At 68.7% G+C, this 16539-nt stretch carries 14 protein-coding genes; 4 read left to right on the forward strand and 10 right to left on the reverse strand.

What is annotated here, in order from left to right:
• Positions 1-37 precede the first annotated feature (37 nt).
• Positions 38-916, reverse strand: coding sequence for a neutral zinc metallopeptidase (locus QF046_RS09170; protein ID WP_307368862.1), 879 nt, complete (start codon positions 914-916; stop codon positions 38-40).
• 52 nt (positions 917-968) lie between these two features.
• Between QF046_RS09170 and QF046_RS09175 the strand changes: the two genes are divergently transcribed.
• Positions 969-1952 (forward strand): malate dehydrogenase, encoded by a 984-nt coding sequence (locus tag QF046_RS09175; protein WP_307368865.1) that lies wholly within the window; start codon positions 969-971, stop codon positions 1950-1952.
• Positions 1953-2023: 71 nt separating this feature from the next.
• Positions 2024-2482: a recombinase family protein gene (locus QF046_RS09180; protein ID WP_307368867.1), complete on the forward strand. Its 459-nt coding sequence runs from the start codon at positions 2024-2026 to the stop codon at positions 2480-2482.
• A 109-nt stretch (positions 2483-2591) separates the two neighbouring features.
• On the opposite strand, the gene QF046_RS09185 is transcribed toward QF046_RS09180, so the two are convergent.
• From QF046_RS09185 to eccCa, 3 genes are all read right to left on the reverse strand, one after another.
• Positions 2592-2882: a WXG100 family type VII secretion target gene (locus QF046_RS09185; RefSeq protein ID WP_307368870.1), complete on the reverse strand. Its 291-nt coding sequence runs from the start codon at positions 2880-2882 to the stop codon at positions 2592-2594.
• 19 nt (positions 2883-2901) lie between these two features.
• A complete protein-coding gene (locus tag QF046_RS09190; RefSeq protein ID WP_307368873.1) occupies positions 2902-3219 on the reverse strand; it encodes a WXG100 family type VII secretion target in 318 nt (105 codons plus the stop codon).
• Positions 3220-3364: 145 nt separating this feature from the next.
• Positions 3365-7369 carry a type VII secretion protein EccCa gene (eccCa, locus tag QF046_RS09195; protein ID WP_307368876.1) on the reverse strand — a complete coding sequence of 1335 codons (4005 nt, stop codon included), beginning with the start codon at positions 7367-7369 and terminating at the stop codon, positions 3365-3367.
• Between the two features lie 84 nt (positions 7370-7453).
• Between eccCa and QF046_RS09200 the strand changes: the two genes are divergently transcribed.
• Together QF046_RS09200 and QF046_RS09205 are read left to right on the forward strand one after the other, a co-directional pair.
• Positions 7454-8791, forward strand: coding sequence for a hypothetical protein (locus tag QF046_RS09200; RefSeq protein WP_307368879.1), 1338 nt, complete (start codon positions 7454-7456; stop codon positions 8789-8791).
• A complete protein-coding gene (locus QF046_RS09205) occupies positions 8788-10275 on the forward strand; it encodes an FHA domain-containing protein (protein WP_307368882.1) in 1488 nt (495 codons plus the stop codon). Before QF046_RS09200 ends, QF046_RS09205 begins: the two co-directional genes overlap by 4 nt.
• A gap of 101 nt (positions 10276-10376) precedes the next feature.
• On the opposite strand, the gene QF046_RS09210 is transcribed toward QF046_RS09205, so the two are convergent.
• The 6 genes from QF046_RS09210 to QF046_RS09235 all read right to left on the reverse strand — a co-directional run bounded on the left by QF046_RS09210 (position 10377) and on the right by QF046_RS09235 (position 16528).
• Positions 10377-11747 (reverse strand): hypothetical protein, encoded by a 1371-nt coding sequence (locus QF046_RS09210; protein ID WP_307368885.1) that lies wholly within the window; start codon positions 11745-11747, stop codon positions 10377-10379.
• 12 nt (positions 11748-11759) lie between these two features.
• Positions 11760-12149 (reverse strand): hypothetical protein, encoded by a 390-nt coding sequence (locus QF046_RS09215; protein WP_307368892.1) that lies wholly within the window; start codon positions 12147-12149, stop codon positions 11760-11762.
• A 92-nt stretch (positions 12150-12241) separates the two neighbouring features.
• Positions 12242-12979 carry a DUF2510 domain-containing protein gene (locus QF046_RS09220; RefSeq protein WP_307368894.1) on the reverse strand — a complete coding sequence of 246 codons (738 nt, stop codon included), beginning with the start codon at positions 12977-12979 and terminating at the stop codon, positions 12242-12244.
• Between the two features lie 115 nt (positions 12980-13094).
• A complete protein-coding gene (locus tag QF046_RS09225) occupies positions 13095-13844 on the reverse strand; it encodes a hypothetical protein (protein ID WP_307368897.1) in 750 nt (249 codons plus the stop codon).
• Positions 13845-13846: 2 nt separating this feature from the next.
• A complete protein-coding gene (locus QF046_RS09230; RefSeq protein WP_307368900.1) occupies positions 13847-14638 on the reverse strand; it encodes a hypothetical protein in 792 nt (263 codons plus the stop codon).
• A 33-nt stretch (positions 14639-14671) separates the two neighbouring features.
• Positions 14672-16528, reverse strand: coding sequence for a type VII secretion target (locus QF046_RS09235; protein ID WP_307368902.1), 1857 nt, complete (start codon positions 16526-16528; stop codon positions 14672-14674).
• Positions 16529-16539: the final 11 nt, after the last annotated feature.

Raw genomic sequence — 16539 nt, forward strand, 5'->3', positions numbered from 1 at the left:
CCGGATCCGGTATACCGCGCGGGAGAACCGCCTGGAGCTACAGCTTCACTCCCGGCGCGAACGTGTCGCAGACGCCCAGGCCGTTCTTGTAGCCGTTCGCGAACCAGTACTTGCGCTGCTCGCTGGTGCCATGGGTGAAGCTCTCCGGGCTGACGAACCCGCCGGACTGCTCCTGGATGTGGTCATCGCCGACGGTGTAGGCAGCGTTCACGGCATCCGCCAGTTGCGCATCCGTGTACGGCTCGAGGTAGCGCTCGCCGTTGTCGTCGGTGAGCTCGGTGGCGTCGCCGAGCCACGCGCCCGCGTAGCAGTCGGCCTGCAACTCGGTGCGCACTCCGTTGCTCTCCGGCCCGGTGCCGTTGTTGGGGTATCTGTCCATGACCCCGGTGATGTTCTGGATGTGGTGGCCCCACTCGTGCCCGACGATGTACAGCTGGGCGAGCTCACCCGCCGACGCCCCGAACTGCTGCTGCATGAGCTGGAAGAAGGTGGGATCGATGTACACGCCCTGCTCGGGCGGACAGTAGAAAGGGCCGACCGCGTTGGATGCCGTGCCGCACTGCGTGGGTGTCTGCCCGTCCACGACCGTGAGGCTCGGCGCCACATAGCCGTCGACGTGCTTCGTCCAGTACTCGTTGAGCACGACCTCCGCGCCGGCCATCCGGCAGTCGTCGTTCGTGTTGGCGTCCGTGCCGGTGTCGCACTCGCTGAGCGTGTTCTCGCCGGTCGCGGCCGGCTGCTCCTGCCCTCCGGGCGCTCCGCCGACGAGACCGGTCAGGTCGGGTCCGCCGAGCATGGCGACGACGAGAGCGACGATGCCGAGCACGCCGACGCCGCCTCCTGCGGCGATGGCGGTGTTGCGGCCTCGGCGACGGGTGGTGTTGCCCGAGATGTCGGCGTCGGGATTGAAGGTCATGCAGAAAAGGTACCCCGCCCATCGCCGGTATGCACGGACGTAGGCTCTGAGTATGGCGACGACGATCACGATCACGGGTGCCGGCGGACAGATCGGCTACGCGCTGCTGTTCCGCATCGCGGCAGGCGACATGCTCGGTCCGGAGGAGCGCGTGCGACTGCGACTGCTGGAGATCCCGCAGGGGCTCGGCGCCGCGGAGGGCGCGGCCCTCGAGCTGCAGGACGGGGCCTTCCCTCTGCTGGAGCACGTCGAGGTCACCGACGACGCCACCATCGGATTCGACGGCGCGAACCTCGCCCTGCTGGTCGGTGCGCGCCCGCGAGGCCCCGGAATGGAGCGCGGCGACCTGCTTGCGGCGAACGCCGGCATCTTCGGCCCGCAGGGTGCGGCGATCGCCGCGCACGCGGCATCCGACATCCGCGTCGCCGTCGTGGGCAACCCGGCCAACACGAACGCGCTGATCGCCGCATCCGCCGCCACCGGGATTCCCGCTGAGCGCTTCACGGCGCTCACCCGGCTGGACGAGAACCGCGCTCGGGCGCAGCTCGCCCTCGCCCTGGACGCCCCGGTGGCGAGCATCACCCGGGTGCCGATCTGGGGCAATCACTCCGCCACCCAGTTCCCCGACATCTCGCACGCGCTCATCGACGGCCAGCCGCTCACGGACGCCCTCGCCGCACGCGTGGGGCGCGTCTGGCAGGAGTCGGAGTTCATCCCGCGGGTCGCCAAGCGCGGCGCGGAGATCATCGACGTGCGCGGATCGTCGTCTGTGGCATCCGCGGCGAGCGCTGCGATCGACCACGTGCGCGACTGGGTGCACGGCACCGACGACTGGACGAGCGCGGGTGTCGTCTCGCACGGCGAGTACGGCGTGCCGGAGGGGCTGATCTCCTCGTTCCCCGTGCAATCGGTCGGCGGACGCTGGCAGATCGTCGAGGGTCTGGAGCTGGATGAGTGGTCGCGGGCGCGCGTGGACGCGTCGGTCGCTGAGCTGGTCGAGGAGCGAGATGCGGTGCGGGAACTCGGGATGCTGTGACCGGTCCGGCGACTGTCGACGGTCTCGGGCACAATGGAGGCCGGGGCAGAATGGATGCCGGAGGTAGGACGATGAGCGACGCGAAAAGCACGACGGATGCCGAGCTGGGTGAGGCTCTCACCAGCCCGCTGCATCTGCCGCATGCCGCCGCCACCTGCCCGAAGTGCCTGGCGAACGACGATCACGACTGGTGGTCCGCCCGCCCGGAGGGGACCCGCCTGGTCGGCCTGGTCGTCTCACGAGACGGGATGCCGTCGGTCACCCAGCAGCGCGAGGACCTGACCCGATTCGGCGTGCCGATCGAAGGATTCCGGCACCCTGCACCCGAGATCCTGGAGAGCTGGGGTGACCGGCTGTCCCGCCTGCTCGACACCCTGCAGCGCGGCGATGTGCTCGTCGTCGCGAACGTGCACGCGCTCGGCCGCGACCTCGACGAAGAGGCCCGCACCGTCACCGAGCTGCGCCGCCGCGGCATCATGGTCAAGGTCCTCAGCCACCACGCGCGGCACCTGGCCGACGCCGGGCGCTGACGGCGGCGTCCGCCCAGGACAGAACGTTCCGGACACGAAGAACCGGCTGCCATCCCCTGAGGGATGACAGCCGGTAGAAGCACTGCCCGCGAGGGCTGCGCTCAGAACATCACCAGCGGGTCTTGTTCTTGTTCTCGTTGGACTGCGCGTCCTGCGAGTCCTGCGAGACCTGACGACCGATATCGTGCAGCAGCGCCTTCATCTCGGTCAGCGCCTGGTTCCACTTGATCTTCGCCTGGACGTACGCCTCGGAAGCGTCACCGGTCCAGTCCGCCTGAAGCGGCTTCAGCGCCGTTTCCATGTCGTTCAGCTTGGTCTCGATGTTGCTCGCACCCGTGACCAGGTCGGTACCTGCCGTGTCGACAGCGCCGAAATTGACCTTGTAACCATCATCAGCCATGATCTGTATCCCTTCAGTCTCAGCCGAGACGGCCCATGAGCTTGGTCTGAGCCGCACGCGACGTGTCGTCGGTCTGGCTGTAGGTCGTCTGCGAGTCCAGCAGATTCTGCTGGAACTCGTCCAGTGCGTTCGTGATGCGACGAGACTTCTCGCCCCATGCGGCGAACGTCTTCTGGAAGGCGTCTGATCCACCACCCGTCCACGACGCATTGATGCCGGACAACTTGTTCGCGATCGCGTTCAACTCTGTGACGATCTCGATCTTCGACTCACCGACGATCTTGGCGCCACGCTGCAGGGCTCCATCCGCTGCAGAAATCTCTCCTACCACGGTCACCTCCTGATCCTGAGGGCTTGTCCGCCCCGAATACCTCAGCCCTGTGGGCCGTGACGCCGATGCCCGGCGACAGATATCACCTTACGGTTCGAATCCGACGACGCCTATGGGTAGCACTGCCCACGCAGTCCTCCCCATGACGAGATCACAAGTGGGACGGCGGTGCGTAGGCAAGCTGCATGATCTGCAGACCCCGCTCGCGGGTGACCACCTTCGCCCGGCCGGGCACGGCGATCGACGCCTTGATGTTGCCGAGCAGTCCACCTTCGTCCGGACTGCCCGAGAGCAGGATGCCGGGTGCTGCGAGGTCACGCAGGGTCTGCATCACCGGCTCGAACGTGGAGCGCGAGGCACCGCCGGAGCGGCGTGTGAGCGTCAGGTGCAGCCCGACATCCGTGGCCTGGGCCAGCAGCGGTTGCAGGACGGCGACGGGATTGCCGGACTGGGTGTTCACCAGGTCGTAATCGTCGACCAGCACGTACACCTCAGCCCCGGACCACCACGAGCGATCCCGCAGCTGCTGCGGCGTCACGTCGGTGCCCGGCAGTCGGCCGCGCAGGTACTCGGCCAGTCCGCCCAGCTCCTCGGATGCCTGCTGCGCCGTCGTGTAGTACCCCGCGAGGTATTCGTCGGGGATCTCCGAGAGCAGCGCACGCCGGTAGTCGACCACGAAGAACTGCGCTTCCTTCACCGTCTTGGTGCGCATGATCTCCCGCGCGAAACCGCGCAGGAAGCTCGACTTGCCCGACTGGCTGTCGCCGAACAGGTACACGTGCGGATTGCGCACCGTGTCGAAGGAGGTCGGAGCGAGCTCCGCCTCGTCCACACCGAGCAGAACCTGCTTCTCGGCGGGAGTGCCCGCCGCGAGACGCTGCAGCTCTGGGAGCTCGAGCATCTCGGGCAGAAGGCGCAGCTTGGGTCCGCGCGGGCCCTTCCAGGCCGCGTTGACGCGCGTGATCATGTCTTCGACGCCTTCGCTGAGCATGCCGGGGTCTCCTGACCCGTCGATGCGCGGCAGCGCTGTGAGCATGTGGTGCTTGGAAGGGGCGAGGCCTCGACCCGGGCGCCCCGTCGGCACGTTGGCGGCGATCTTGCGGTCGATCTCGGAGTCGCTGGTGTCGCCGAGGCGCAGTTCGAGCTTGGAGCCGAACGTGTCGCGGATGGCGGTTCGGAAATCCATCCAGCGCGTGGTCGTGGCCACGAGGTGCACACCGTAGGTGAGCGCCCGCCCGGCCAGCGATTGGATCTCGAACTCCATCTCGTCGAACTCGGACCGGATTGTCGGCCAGCCGTCGATGATGAGGAACACATCGCCATAGCCGTCGTCCGCGCGCCCCTGAGCCCGCATCCGCCGATAGGTCTCGATGGAGTCGATCGCGTTGGCGGTGAAGTACCGCTCGCGCGCGTTCACGATGCCGACGACCTCCTGGAACATCCGCCGGAGCACGTCCGGCTGGTTCCTGCCGGCCACGCCGGCCACGTGCGCCAGTTTCGAGAAAGGCGCGAACGTGCCGCCGCCGAAGTCCATGACGTAGAACTGCACCTCCTGCGGAGTGTGCGTCAGGGCGATGCCCGTCAGTACGCTGCGCGCCAGGGTGCTCTTGCCACTGCGCGCCCCGCCGACGATGGCGAGGTGGCCGCCGGCGCCGACCAGGCTCATGACGAGGCTGTCGCGACGCTGCTCGAGCGGCCGGTCGACGATGCCCAGCGGGATCGTCAACGGGCCCGCCTGGCGCCACCGCGCCGAGATGAGGCCCATCTGCGGATCCTCGGCGAGGTCTCCGAGCATCTCGTCGAACGTGGGCGGCACCTCCAGCGGAGGCAGCCACACCTGGTGCGCCGGAATGCTCTTGCCCTTCATCAGCGAGACGGCGATGTCGAAGGTCACCCGCTTCTCGGGTGGCTCGCCGCCCGAGATCTCAGGGACCACCGCCGGCTCGTCCTCGGGCTGCTCCTCGACGATCACCGGCGCCGCAGTGAAGGCGCGCGCCTCGATCGCACGCACCGGCTGATCGCTCCCGATCACTTCCGGCGAGGGTCCTCCGCGGCGTCTGCGCGTCTTCGGCGATGCGGAGACGTACGCGGCCCGGAACTGGGTGAGCGTCTCGGCATCCGACTTCAGGATGCCGTGACCACCGCCGCCCGGCAGCGTGAACGCATCGGGAACGCCGATGACCGCACGCGAATCCGCGCCCGAGAAGGTCTTCAGACCGATCCGGTAGGACAGGTGGGACTCCAGCCCGCGCAGCTTGCCCTCCTCGAGGCGCTGCGTCGACAGCAGCAGGTGCACCTGGAGCGAGCGGCCGAGTCGACCGATGGCGACGAACAGCTCGGTGAAATCGGGCTTGGCCGCCAGCAGCTCCGAGAACTCGTCGGCGACGATCAGCAGTGCGGGCAGCGGCTTGAGGTCTGTGCGACCGCCCTTGCGCGCGGCCTCGTAGTCGGTGACGTTGGCGAAGTTGCCCGCGTCGCGCAGCAGCTCCTGGCGACGGGTCATCTCGCCCTGGATCGCATCCTGCATGCGATCCACGAGCGTCAGGTCGTCGCCGAGGTTCGTGATGACGGCGGACACGTGCGGCATGTCGGCCATGCCGGCGAAGGTCGCACCGCCCTTGAAGTCGATCAGCACGAAGTTCAGAGCCTCCGAGGAGTGCGACATCGCCAGTGCGAGCACCAGCGTGCGCAGCACCTCGGACTTTCCCGAACCGGTCGCACCGATCAGCATGCCGTGCGGGCCCATGCCCTGCTGAGCCGATTCCTTGATGTCGAGGATCATCGGCTGGCCGGCCGCGGTGAGGCCGATCGGTACGCGCAGGCGGTCGCGGGCCGATCGCGGCTTCCACGCCACATCGGGGTCGAAGTCGCGCACGTCGGGCAGCCCCAGCAGATCGGTGAGCTCAGCGGAGATGGTGCGGGCTCCACCTCCCGACGCGTCCTCCTCCTCGACGACGTCGACGAGGCCGGTCAGCCGCCTGGCCACCGCTTCCGCGGAGGCGATTCCCAGGAAGTCCGGCGATGCCTGAACCGCCCCCACTCCGCGCCGCGCGACGGTGAGCCGTGGTGCACCCTCGGCCGTATCGTCGATGACGAGGCGGATCGTGAACGAGTCCGTCAGCTCACCCCAGCTGCGCGGGATGTCGAAGACTGTGACGCCGTCCACCCCGCCTTCCTCTGTGAGCGGGTGACCGGCGGGAAGGCTCACGCCGTCGGTGATCACGACGAGGTGCGGCAGAGAGCGACCTGCCTGGCCGCTGACCGGACCGCGCGAGCGGATGTCCGTGACGAGGGGCTCGATCTGCGACCACGCCGATCCGATCCGGCGCGCCCCGCCGACGGCATCCGAGACCGTGTCGGAGTGCGCGTGCGGAAGCCACTTCATCCACTCCCAGTAGGGCAGGTCCTCGGGCGCCGCGATGACGGCGATCTGCAGGTCCTCAGGCGCAACGAAGGTCGCCAGGTGCGCGACCACTGCGCGCACCTGACCACGGGCGCGGACGGTCTCGCCGACGATTTCGAGCTTCGCGCAGGTGGAGATGTTGACGGAGAACGGCAGGTCGGTGACCTCGTCATGGGTGAGGACGAAGCGATGGGCGGCCGACGCGCTCACCGGGTCGAGCTGCGCCAGTGCCGGGATCGGCGCCTCGTCCAGAGTCATTGCGAGCGGTTGCGTGGCCGTGCCGAGCCGCGCCGTCAGCATCTCGGGATCGCTGACGGTGCGCTCCCACACCCGCGAGCCCTCCTCGACGATGAATGGCAGGGTCTCGGGTGCCGGCAGCATCCACTCCTCGTACCTGCGCTGACGGCTGGCGACCTCGCGGACGGCATCGCGCGTCTCTGAGAGGTACGCGAGATACTCGCGTCTCGTGTTCTCGACGTTCGTGGAATGCTGCGCCTTCTGCCGCCACATCTGCCCGCCGACCATCGACAGTGCCATGAAGATGAACATCCCGCCCATGATGTACGTGCGGGTGGGATCACCGCCCTGGGTGAGCGAGAGCACGGCGACCGAACCCAGGCTGCCCACCATCGGCAGCGCCATCATCAGCGTGTTGGACGCACCCTCGGGCTTGGGAAGCTCCGGCGCCTGCTGCAGGGTGAGTTGGCCGCCGGCCGGGGGTTTCGGCGCACGTCGGCTGGTGGTGTTGCTCACGACAAGCCCTCCTCAAGTCGCTACTATTGTGTCAGGATGCGGGCATGAATCGGTGTCGTGCCGAAGAACGTCAAGGGGCTGGGCATGGCAGCGAAGACAGTTCGTCTCACTGTCGCCGATGCGCACAGCCGTCATGATCTGGTCGTTCCGTCCGATTCCACCGTCGCAGAACTGCTGACCGTCGGGGGCGTGGATCTGACCCGTTTCGTCGGGACGACCACATCCGGTGCCGCCATCGAACTCGACAGCGAGGTCTCGGTCACTCCCGGCGACGGCGGTGTGATCTGGCTGTTCGACCGCACTGCCGCGTCCGCGGCAGAGACCGGCCCGTCCCAGCTGGCGTCCACCGCTCGCACCACACCGGTGCGCGGTCGCTGGTCGATGCTGAGCCTGCTCGTGGCGGTCGCCGCGAGCATGATGCTCGGTGCGATCATCACGCGCTCGCCCGTCATCATCGTGGTCGCCGCCGTGTCGCTGCTGGCCGGCTCCGTGGCGCTGCTGGCGCACCCGGTGCGGGACGAGAACACCTACATCGCGTTCTTCGCTCCCCTGCTCGCCGCTGGCGGCGGTGCCGTGGCGCTCTCCGGGTTCGGGGATGCCGGTGCGATGATGGCGGCCGGCATGGTGGCCGGTGCGACCGTCGCCTGCATCCGACACGCCCGTGCGCAAGTGCACGGATTCTATGCCACCGGCGCGACAGCGGTGATCGCCGCCCTGTGGGCCGTCTTCGCCGTCGTCAACGCGGCGGGATTCATCGCCGGGGTCTCTGCGGCGGCCCTCACGGCGTTGCAGCTCGCCTGCGCCGCACCGATCTTCCATTACATGCGCGGCGGTGCACTGGATGCCGACGCCGATGATCTGATCGACACGCCCTTCGTCATCCGCGACGCCCTCGGCATCCGCGCCGGCACGCCCCGCGAACCGGCCGCGATCCATGCTGATCGCGCGGCGCGGCAGATCCTCCGCGCGCGCAGGCGCTCCGAAGCGGGCACCGTGATGGCCTGCGTGCTGGCCGTTCTTTCCGCGATGCACGCACTGCAGTCGGCCCGGCCCGGCACCGTCGAAGGCTGGTGCGTTCTGGGCGGGGCACTGGGCATCGGATGCTACTTCCTGCTGACCTCGCGCAAGGTGCGCGACGGACTGTCGAGGGGCGCCGCACTGATCGCGGGCACGCTGATCACCGTGCTCTCGGCGATCGCCCTGGTCGCGGCGCTGCAGGTGAGCCCGCTGATCGTCGCACTCCTGCTGGTCGTCGCCGGCGTGATCATCGGATGCATGACGGTGCCGCTCTCCCGCGATTGGCGCTCGTTGGGCTGGTCGAGAACCGGCGACATCGTCGAAGCGCTCCTGCTCGGGCTCTCACCCGCCGCACTCGTGTACGGTTCCGGAATCGCCGGACAGATCCTGGAGGTCTCCCTGTGACGCTCTCCCCGCCCGCTGCGCGCCTCTCCCCGCCTGCCGCCCCGCCGCTGCGCACGCAGGGAACGGCGAGGGTGAATGCCTCGGCGGGCAAGCGCGCCGGCGCGTACCTGATCGACGTGGCGATCGTCGCAGTGGTCGGACTGCTGGTCTGGTTCTTCACCGGTTCCGTTCTGCTCGTCGCGGTCTCCGTGATCGAACTGTGGGTCGCCGCGTGGATCTGGGAAGGACACACCGGTGCGACGCCGGGCAGCCTCGCCTGCGGCATCCGCACAGTCCAGCGCGGCAATCTGCTCAGCGTCGGGGCGCCCCGGCTGCTGCTGCGCAGCCTTCTGCTGGGGCTCTCGCACGTCATCCCGGTCCTGCTGCCGGTGGGGCTCGCCGCATCCGGTGCTCTGGACGGAGTCGCCCGCGCGCGCGTGATCGACGTCCGTCTGGTGCGCCGGGCGGGCGGAGCAGCGCTGGGCGGCGCTCCGAGCCTGGAGACCCGCATCAGCGACACCACCCCGGATGCGGCATCCGGACAGAAGGTGATCACGCGCGCGCCACTGGATGAGGCCCGCGCAGTCGGCGCCGTGCCCGTCGTCCCGGCTGCGCCCGCGGCGCCGGCCGAGGCCCCGTACATTCCGACGGGAGCCGCCACCGTGCCGGTGTTCGAGCTCGCGGACGGCACCGTGATCCGCGTGACGGGCCTGGGCTTCGTCGGCCGCGCGCCCCGCGCCCCCGAGTCGATCCCGGAGGCCATCCTGGTGCGCGTGCCCGACGGCGCACGATCGCTGTCCCGCACGCATGCCTCCTTCGGCGTGGAGGAGGGCGAGCTCTGGGTGCAGGATCTCGGGTCCGCCAACGGCGCCTCGGTCCGTCACCTCGGCGGCAGCGTCACCGAGCTCAGGCCGCAGACGCCGTTCTTCCTGGTTCCCGGGGACGTGCTCGTCCTGGGTGGGGATGCCGAGCTCGCGTTCCGCCGTGTCGTCGACCGCTCCGCGGCCGCCCCGAACACTGCCTCGCCCGCCGTGCAGGTGCCCGCCGCGCCGGTCGTCGCCGTCGCGCCCGAAGCGCCTGCAGCGGCCGCCGCCGTTCCGGATCAGGTCGCACCACGGCAGGCCGCGTCGGAGTACGCACCCCCTGCGCCTCAGCCCACGCCGGCGCCCGTCGCCGCGGTGACGCTGCAGTTCCAGAACGGCATGACCGTGCCGATCACCGGGATCGGATACATCGGTCGCGCCCCGGCTCTGCCGGAGGGGGAGCGCGCGGATGCCGTGCTGGTCGCGGTGCCGGACGGCGACCGCTCCGTCTCGCGGACACACGGTCGATTCGGCGTCGTGGACGGTCAGGCCTGGTTCGAGGATCTGGGATCGGGCAACGGCTCCCTGCTGCGCACCGAAGACGGACGTTCAGGGCCGATGACGCCGCACCAGCGATTCAGCCTCATGCCCGGCATGGCACTGCAGCTGGGCGACTGCGTCATCCGCGTCGCCGCAGAGTGACCAGGGGCTGATCGCCCGCCCGTGCGCCCTCCGCCGCATGCGGCGTCCGAGACACGAGAACCGCCCACCCGCTCGGTGGGCGGTTCTCGCCTGTCAGTCGGTCACCAGCCGAGATCTTCGCGGCCGTCGGAGTCCGAGCGTCCTGCGGATCCTGCGGCTCCGATGTCCGTGATCACGTCGTCGTCCTCATCCTCGAGCTCGTAGGCCGTGAGGTCCTGGCCCCGGCGGCGGTTCTTCTTACCGCCCTTGCCGCCTCCGGCTCCTCCGGCAAGCCCGCCACCGCCCATCATCCCGCCACGGCCGGTGCCCCCGGCGGATCCAGCCGCACCCGCGCCCCCGGCGACACCGGAGCCGGCCGTGCCTGCTCCCGCTCCACCGTTGAGGCCTCCGACGCCGTTGACTCCGCCAGGGCCTCGACCCAGCCCGCCTGCGACACCGCCGCCGGCTCCGCCGACGCCTCGGGGTCCGCCGACTCCTCCAGGGCCGATCCCGCCGGGGCCGATGCCACCCGGGCCGATCCCGCCGGGGCCGATCCCGCCCGGGCCGATCCCTCCGGGTCCCGTGCCGACACCGGGTCCGGGGAAGCCGATCGGTGCCGGTCCGCCGGTACCGGGAGTCGGCACCACGCCGGTCCCACCGTCGATGTTGGGGCCTTCGGGCGGGTACCAGGTCGGGTATCCGGGCGGCAGTTCCGGCCGGTTCGGGTCGCGGATGATCGTGTCCGTGCCCGGGGGATTGCGGATGGTCGTCTGGTTGGACCCGCCGTCGTCCGTTCCGGTGTTGTTCCCTGTGCCGGTGTTCGTTCCCGGGCCGGTCACACCAGGACCGGTCACACCAGGACCGGTCACACCCGAACCCGTTCCGGACTCATCGGCGGTCGGGTCACCGCTGGTTCCGCCACCGTCCTCTTCCTCAGAGGCCGGCGGTCTCTCGTCGTATGCCGACACGGGCAGACCACCGATGATCTCCAGGAGCCGCGCGTCGAGCGCGGCGGCGAGCTTGCGGGCGGCTTCCTCCTGCTCGAGTTCTGCCTGCTCCTGGTAGTGCATCGCTGCCTGCGCGGGAGTCATCGTGACACCCGGAGAGACCTGAACGGGGCTCTCCGTCTTGGTCGCCATGTCGAGTGTGTTCTGCTGGGTGGAGGTCAGACCGGCATCAGGGATGCCGCTCGCACTGACAGCGGTCTCCTGAAGCGCCTCGTTGGCGAGCGTGATCGCCTGATTGAGCTTCGCCTGATACTCCGTGAAGTTCTGGATGTCCTTGTGGATCTCGACGAGTCTCGCCCTGATCGCGTCGCCGAGACTGCCCTCGAAGCCCTCGGTGCGCGCAGCCTTCTGCACTCCGGCCGAAGCCGTGTCTATCACCTCGGCCGTGGTCTTCCGCTGCACCGTCTGCACGTTGCGGAAGACTCCGACGAAGATGTCGCTGCGATTGATCTGCAACCGTCCGAGTCGTTCCAGATTCTGTCCCATGATGTCCTCCGGTCAGACCGCGATCGGGCCTTTAGGCGTGGTCGTGCCGACAGCGCGGTACAGCAGGTTCTGGTACTGCACCTTCTGGTCGGCATCGAGCTGGGTGGTCTCCGAAATGGCCTTGTTCAGGTTCCGTGCCGCCTCGTCGAGGCTCCTGTCGATCGAGTCGAGCCACAGCTGCGCCGCGTCGTACCGCGCCTTCAGTTCCCTCATGAGGTCGACGGACCTTCCGTCGTCCGTCCAGAGCACCGCCGTCTGCCCCTCGCCGAGACTCGCCATCACCTTGCGCGATTCCGCAACGGACTGGCGGCTCTCGATGATGAGCTTTGTCTGGCTGTCGGCCGTGTCTGCGTCCATCTGCACGCCACCACCACCGCCGCCTTCCATAGCGTTGACCATCACGTACTCCCTCCGTCGATCCTGCCCGCGACGATCCTAACGCGACCGTCTCACGGTCTCCATGGGGAGCATTCCCCATGGAGACCGTGAAGCGCCTACTGCGAGACGCACGCGAATCCGGCTTCTGACAGCACCTTCTTGAGGAGCTCGGCGTCCTGCGGCTCCACGGACTCCTCGGTGATGGACTCACCGGAGGCGACCCGCTGAAGCAGTCCATCCGAAAGGTCGGAGTCGTAGAGGTGCTGGCCGATGCATGCGGCCGCCTCCGGGGTCTTGAACTCGTCCAGGTCGGCCTCATCCGCCAGGTTGGCGACATAGCCCTGACCGATCGCTTCCGGAGAAGGACGGCCTTCAGACGCGTCGGCGCCGGGGCTTTCGGAGGGCTGCTCGATGGATGTGGGGGCGTCCGTCTGCAGATGCTCGTGCACCGTGCCGGCGATGTTGAGCAGCAGCACGGTCGTGAACACGATGGAGCCGATCACTCCGCCCACCACCGAAAGTATGATGCCGACGATCGACGGCCACTTCTTCGTGTTCTTCTTGAACACCGCGATCAGCGACACCACGAAGGCCGCAAGCAGTACCACCAGTCCGATGACGAACGTGGCCACGTGGGGGATGCAGGCGAGAATCGTGCCGAGCACGGCCAGGCCGAGCCCGATGAACCCCAGCGTCGGAGCCAGCGCCGGACCGGATGCCGCCGGAGCCGCCGACTCGAGGAGCGCACCTTCGCCGTTCCCCTGCGCGGGAGCGTAGTTCTCGGTCCATTGCGCGCCGTCCCACCACCGCTGCCGCCCGGATCCGTCGTCGTACCAGCCTGCCGGAGTGCTCATCCGGGTCTCCTCCTCGTCGTCCTGCGCGTCAGCGATGCGCAGCCCCTCCTCGCGGCGCGGAATGCGCCACTGCGTGTCTACCAGGTCTGGCCTGTGTTGTCCCTCCGCGTGGCGCTCATGCGCCGACGACGACGCGATCCTGTGCGACGAATGCATCGAGCAGCGCCAGATCTTCCGCCGTCACGATGCGCGCACCGACGGCGTGCTCCACCAGACGGGAACGCTGAGAGGCGAGGATCTCGCCATCCTTGCCGCGGCTCAGACCTCGGATGCCGAGACGCGAGAACTTGTCGCACAGGCTCCCGACCCGGCGTTCGAGCTTCTCCACGGTCCAACCCAAGCGCGCGGCCACGTCCGGGATCGACGACAGCGCCACCGCGCCGTCTGCGCGGTGGCGCAGCAGAGGCTCGGCGAGGGCTGTGAGGATGATCCGCTGCATCGGCGAGAGGAGCTCGGCCACGCCATCCGTCGCCGACACGGCGCTCCACGATGTGGACACCTGATAGAACGGCGACGCTGCTCGGAGCGCGACCTCGTAGGTCGTCGATCCCGCGGTGAACATCACCGTCGTGGAGTCGAACACCAGCGGCATCGACGCGCCGGGGGCCAGCCATGACTGTGCGAGTCCGTCCGCGGAGGCCACCGAGGCGGTGAGGCCGGAGCCGACGTTCGTCAGCCACCAGATGCCGTCGCGCTCGGCGATCTCGAGGAACCGCCGGTGCACGTACGGGTTCTCGTCGATGGAGAGATCCGTGCCGCGCCCGATCACGAAGGTCGTACCGGGTGCGATGCTCTCGCTCCTGCCGCCGAAGTCCAGCAGCAGCGAGTGCTGCGTGGACCCCGGGGCCTGTTCGCTATCAGCCACGATCACGCAGCCGTGTGACGCGGCCAGGCTCCGCCCGGGAAGGCGCTGGTCGACGCCAGTGTGTTCGTGACACCCACCACGAACGACGAGGTGGCCTGGTTCGCCGAGATGATCGCAGAGATCGCCTCGACCAGGAAGGTGACGAACAAGCCGACGGCGCCGATGATCGTGACGATCGCAGCCGGCGCCGTCACGACGCCCGCAAGCTCGACAGCCGTCGCGATCACGCCGATGACCAGAGCGGCGACAGCACCGAGCATCCCGATCCAGAAGTTCTCGATCGCGCCGGCGAAGCTGTCGAGCTGGGTGTTGATGTCCTGGCACTTCGCGAGCACGTCATCCGAGGCGGGCCCCTGCTGGTCGACGCGAAGACGGTACGCGTTGTACGCCTTGCCCTCCCAGTTGCCGGTCGTCGGCAGCACGGTCGGCAGCAACGTGGCGGTGCACTGCTGCGCCGGCGTGCCGACGTCCTGCACCCAGTCCAGACCGGAGTTGCGCAGGGTGGAGGGGCTTCCGACGTAGGCGAAGACCTGCGCGGCCTTGTCGATCGCCTCGTTCACCTTGGAGAACATCTTGTCGAGCCAGGAGTTGATCCTCTCCATGATCCCGTCGGGCAGCACCAGATCCAGCATGCCGGATATGCCGCCGTTGATGATGTCGACGACCGTGTTGATGAAGTCCGTGAATCGCTCGAATTCCGACTGCGACTCCTCCGCATTCTGGGCGGTCGAGTCATTGCCGTCAGCGTGCCTGCGGCTCGTGGAGTGGCTGCTGGGGCCAGGAGTGGGACGCATGTCAAACCTTCCTTCTGCTTCGTCGATTCACGTTCACTGGCCGAGCCGGCTCTGCCATGCCGCCCCCGCCGATCCGGAGACGGTGTCTCCGGTCGCGCGAACAGGCTGCACCCCGACGCCGCCTTCTGCGGGCAGGGTCCCGGGTGCCGGCTCGGCGAGCAGCGGCGCGCTGTCGATGCCGCCGTCACCGGGGATCGGATCCTGGTCGACGCCGATGGGGTCGACATCGACGTGCCCGCCGGGGGCCAGCTCGCCGTCGGGCGTACCGTCGACGGGAGTGCTGTCGTCGGGCGTGCCGTCGACAGGCTGTGCCGTCGGGTCGCCTTCGACGGGCTGTGCCGTCGGGTCGCCTTCGACGGGCTGTGCCGTCGGGTCGCCTTCGATCTCACCCTCAGCGGGCAGAGTCGTGAGGTCGTCGTCACCGGCGGCATCCGGCTGTCCGTCGGTGCTCGCGTCGGGCACCGGCTCCGCGTCGATGTCCGTCTCAGGTGCCGGCGCGATATCGAGGTCGCCGGAGACATCCCCGTCGACGTTGGTCTCGGTTCCCGCATCGACGTCAGCCACGACCTGGGCTCCCGAGTCGTCGCCTGCAGCCTGATCACGAAGTTCAGCAGCCTGATCACGCAGTTCAGCGGCCTTGTCGCGCAGCTCGGCGGCGTCCTCGCGGGCGTCGGTCATCTCCTCCGTCGCCTCGTCCTGCTGAGCCTCGAGCTTCTCGACCTGCTCGCGGATCTCTGCGGCTTCGGCGCGCTGAGCGGCTGCGTCGGCGCGCAGCGCAGCCGACTCGGTGCGAGTCTGCAGCGCCCCGGAGGAGTCACCGGCCTCCATCTGCTGCTCGGACTTGAGGTCCAGTTCGGTCGCGCGCCGCTCGGTGTCCGTCGCACTGCGATCGAGCTCTGCGGCGCGCTCCTCGAGCGCGTCGATCTGCTTCTCGATCGCCTCGCTGTGCTCCTGCGCCTTCTCGGCATGCGCGTCCGCCTGGTCGGCCTGCTTGTCGAGCGCGTCGGCGCGGGCATCGAGCTGGTCGGCCTTGGCGTCGATCATGGCATCCTGAGCCTCCTCACTGAGCTCTCCACCGACCTCGCCGTCGATCTTGGGCTCGTCGAGTTGGGCTCCGCCACCGCCACCGACGCTTCCGCCGCCGCCGCCGCCGCCACCACCTCCACCGACGCTTCCGCCGCCGCCGTTGCTTCCGCCACCGTTGCTTCCGCCACCGTTGCTTCCGCCGCCGTTGCTTCCGCCGCCGTTGCTTCCGCCGCCGTTGTCGCCGCCGCCGACATCCTTCTTCTGATTGGTCGCGGATTCGGCGTCGTTCTTGTCATAGGCGTCGGCCGTCAGACGCAGCGAGTCCGCGAAGCCCGTGTGCGCATCCGGCGCGGTGTGCAGCAGCTGAGCCATCGTCACCTGGAAGTTCGCGTACGCCTGAGCCGCTTCGACTCCGAAGAAGGTGAATGCCGACGGATCGATCGTCAGGCCGTCGGCCGCGCCGGCGATGCCCCCGTAGGTGGATGCCGCTGTATCCCAGATTCCCGCATCCTTGCGCAGGAACTCGGTCTTGACGTCGAACTCCCCCTCGGCGCCGAACGACGAGGCTTTCGGCTGCGGCGAGGGCTCGGGAAGAGCCGACTCCCCCTCGATCACCGGCAGCTTCTCGTACACGCCGTCGGTGAGGTCCGATATCCCCACGTCGTCCGGCCCGCCGAACAGGTGGGATCCCGCGCTGACGATCTCGTCGACCGGAGTCAGCGCATCGAGGATGTTGCCCCCGGCCCCGATGATGTCGCCCTCCATGATGTTCTCGCCGAAGTCGACGATCTCGTCGATCGGTGTGGCCGCGTCGAGGACGTCGCCCGCTGCCCCTTTGACGTCATCCCAGCTGGGAAAGCCCATGTCTCTGCTCC

This window comes from Microbacterium sp. W4I4, from assembly GCF_030816235.1.
Classification (GTDB): domain Bacteria; phylum Actinomycetota; class Actinomycetes; order Actinomycetales; family Microbacteriaceae; genus Microbacterium.